The organism is Azospirillum sp. B4 (assembly GCF_000333275.1).
In the GTDB taxonomy this organism is placed as follows: Bacteria; Pseudomonadota; Alphaproteobacteria; order Azospirillales; family Azospirillaceae; genus Nitrospirillum.
In genome coordinates this window covers 1-3,379 of sequence record NZ_BACU01000278.1, presented here as the reverse complement: position 1 = coordinate 3,379, position 3,379 = coordinate 1, and the positions used below count along the sequence as shown (strand labels likewise).

Sequence of the window (3,379 nt, the reverse complement as noted above, 5' to 3'; positions counted from 1 at the left end):
GCGAGAGCGGATGGCTCCCCCTCGTCATCCAGCACGACGATGCCGCGGCACATCATCCACAGCGCCTGGCCGTTGCGATGGGTGATGCGGTATTCGATCTGGAAGGGCTTGCCGCCGGCGCTGGCCTGGGCGTCCAGCGTGGCCTGCAGCCAGATCAGGTCGTCCGGATCCACCCGGTTCAGCCACTCATCCGGCGACGTGCCGATCTCATCCTCGGCATAGCCCAGCAGCGCCTTCCAGGACTCGGCGTAATAGACCCGGTCGGTGCGCAGGTCCCAGTCGTACAGCCCCTCATTGCTGGCCGCCGCCGCCAGGGTGTAGCGCTCCAGCGCCAGGTGGCTGGCGTCATCCGGGGATGGGGGGGAGGGCGGCTGTCCCTCCAGGCGGGCGGGGTTTTCGGACGTCATGACCGCGATCGTCTACCATCGGGGCGTCCGCCATCCCGGCGACCGCCATCCGGGGTGACACCCGCCATGACCAGTCCGCGTCGTGAACCAGCCCCCAGACTCCAAGGAATGCCGAAAAAAAGGCTGTGCACGCGGCCGCTCGGTTCAATGGTTATTAATGCAGCGTATACTAAAAAACTCCAGAGTGACACCGTCGGCCAAGCCTCTGGAACGAGAGCATTGGCATACACGCGATGGGGCTTGATCTGCTACAAGACATCCATGGAATGGACTGACGACGCCATCGTGCTTTCCGCCCGCCCGTTCGGCGACACCGCCGCGCTGGTGGTGCTGCTGACGCGGGAGCATGGCCGCCACGCCGGCGTGCTGCACGGCGGGCAGTCGCAGCGCTATCGCGGCGTGCTGGAGCCGGGGGGGCAGGTCACCGTCCGCTGGCGCGCCCGCACCGCCGATCAGCTGGGCAACTGGACGGTGGAGCCCGTGCGCTCCCCCGCCGGGCTGTACCTGGACGACGCCCTGCGTCTGGCCGCCATCGTGTCGGCAGCCGCCCTGATGGACGCCGTGCTGGCGGAGCGGGAGGCCCATCCCGGCCTGTACGACGCCACCCTGGCGCTGTTCTCCGCTCTCGACCTCGATATCTGGCCCGCCGTCTACGTGCGGTGGGAGGTGGGCCTGCTGGAGGAGGTGGGCTTCGGCCTGGACCTCAGCCAGTGCGCCGGCACCGGGCAGCCGGCCGGCCATCTCCCCGGCGGCAACCCCAACGACCAGCTGGCCTACGTCAGCCCCCGCACCGGCCGCGCCGTGTCGGCGTCGGCGGGTGAACCCTACCGCGACAAGCTGCTGCCCCTGCCGGGCTTCCTCATCGGCCTGGGCTTCAACGGCGGCGGGGAGGAGGACGTGGCGGCCGGCCTGCGCCTGACGGGCCATTTCCTGGAACGGCATGTCTTCGCCCAGCGCCATGCCGAGGTGCCGCCGGCCCGCCAGCGCCTTGTGGAGCGGTACCTGCGCCTGAACGGCCTGCCGGCGGCGGAGCCCCAGGAAAGCTGAGGCTCCCCCGGGCTGCACCCAGGCTGGCAATCGGGCCCCATATCTGGTAGTGTCGCGCCATCATGACCGATGCCGCCCCGAGATCCTCGATAAACCCCTGGCCGACGCGCTGGGCGAACGCTACCTGTTCCTACGCCCTGTCGACCATCGTGTCGCGGTCGCTGCCCGATGTGCGCGACGGGCTGAAGCCGGTGCACCGCCGCCTGCTGTTCGCCATGAGCCAGCTGAAGCTGGAACCCAACACCCCGCCCAAGAAATCGGCGCGCGTGGTGGGTGACGTCATCGGCAAGTTCCACCCCCACGGCGACGCCTCGGTCTATGACGCGCTGGTGCGCCTGGCCCAGGAATTCGCCGCCCGCTACCCCCTGGTCCAGGGGCAGGGCAACTTCGGCAACATCGACGGTGATAACGCCGCCGCCATGCGATACACCGAGGCCCGCCTGACCGAGGTGGCCAAGGCCCTGCTGGATGGCATCGATGAGGACGCCGTCGACCTCCGCGCCACCTACGACGGCGACGGCGAGGAGCCGGTGGTGCTGCCCTCGGCCTTCCCCAACCTGCTGGCCAACGGGTCGGCCGGCATCGCCGTGGGCATGGCCACCAGCATCCCGCCGCACAACGCCGGCGAGATCTGCGACGCGCTGAGCCTGATCATCGACCGCGAACTGCTGGTGCCGGAAGATCGCCGCCGGCCGGTGACGGTGGATGAACTGGTGACCCTGATGCCCGGTCCCGACTTTCCCACCGGCGGTGTGCTGGTGGAAAGCCGCGACGCCGTGCGCGAGGCTTACCGCACCGGCCGTGGCGGCTTCCGCCTGCGCGCCCGGTGGGAGACGGAGAAGCTGGCCCAGGGCACCTGGCAGATCGTCGTCACCGAGGTGCCCTACCAGGTGCAGAAGTCCCGTCTGGTGGAGAAGATCGCCGAACTCCTGATGGAGCGTAAGCTCCCCCTGCTGGAGGACGTGCGCGACGAGTCGGCGGAAGATGTGCGCCTGGTGCTGGTTCCCAAGAGCCGCAACGTCGACCCGGCGGTGCTGATGGAACAGCTGTTCCGCAACACCGACCTGGAAGTGCGCTTCCCGCTGAACATGAACGTGCTGGACGCCGACCAGGTGCCCCGCGTCATGACCCTGCATGAGGTGCTGCGGGCCTACCTGGACCACCGCAACGTGGTCCTGGTCCGCCGCTCCCGCCACCGCTTGGCCAAGATCGACCATAGGCTGGAGGTGCTGGGCGGCTACCTCATAGCCTATCTGAACCTGGATGAGGTCATCCGCATCATCCGTGAGGAGGATGAGCCCAAGGCCCAGCTGATGCGGACATTCGGCCTGACCGATGTGCAGGCCGAGGCCATCCTGAACATGCGTCTGCGCAGCTTGCGCAAGCTGGAAGAGATGGAGATCCGCAGGGAGCATGACGGTCTGACGGCCGAGCGGGCGGAACTGCTGTCCCTGCTGGATGACGAGGGCAAGCGCTGGACGGCCATCGCGGCCGAGGTGGCGGCCACCAAGAAGCGCTTCGGCCAGGCGACCGAACTGGGCGCCCGCCGCACCGCCGTGGGCGACGCCCCCACCGACGTGATCGTGCCGGTGGAAGCCATGATCGAGCGCGAGTCCGTCACCGTCTTCCTGTCGGAGAAGGGCTGGATCCGTGCCGTGAAGGGCCACCTGCCGCCCGCCGAGACGGCGGAGGCCAAGTACAAGGAGGGCGATGCCGAGCGCTTCGTCCTGCATGCCGAGACGACGGACAAGCTGCTGGTCTTCTCGAGCACCGGCAAGTTCCACACCATCGGCGTGGACCGCCTGCCGCGCGGGCGCGGCTTTCGCGAGCCCGTGCGCCTGATGGTGGNATTGGGCGACGCCGACATCGTCACCGTGCTGCCCTACCGTCCGGGCAAGCGCCTGCTGGTGGCGTCCAGCGACGGC

Annotated in this window: 2 protein-coding genes and 1 pseudogene; 2 read left to right on the top strand and 1 reads right to left on the bottom strand. The window is 68.8% G+C overall.

Annotated elements, in window-relative coordinates; all coding sequences use genetic code 11:
• Positions 1 to 407, bottom strand: a 407-nt coding sequence (locus I55_RS12300; protein WP_044560869.1) for a PAS domain-containing protein, incomplete at its 3' end; no start/stop codon positions are given.
• Positions 408 to 668: 261 nt separating this feature from the next.
• On the opposite strand from I55_RS12300, the gene recO reads away from it, so the two are divergent.
• Positions 669 to 1,454, top strand: a complete 786-nt coding sequence (gene recO, locus I55_RS12295; RefSeq protein WP_044560870.1) for a DNA repair protein RecO — start codon at positions 669 to 671, stop codon at positions 1,452 to 1,454.
• A 49-nt stretch (positions 1,455 to 1,503) separates the two neighbouring features.
• Positions 1,504 to 3,379, top strand: a pseudogene (gene parC / locus I55_RS12290) (DNA topoisomerase IV subunit A); the annotation flags it as partial.

What these genes read in the sequence shown, in the direction of transcription:
- recO (WP_044560870.1), top strand. Translation starts at nt 669, where the DNA reads ATGGAATGGACTGACGACGCCATCGTGCTTTCCGCCCGCCCGTTCGGC.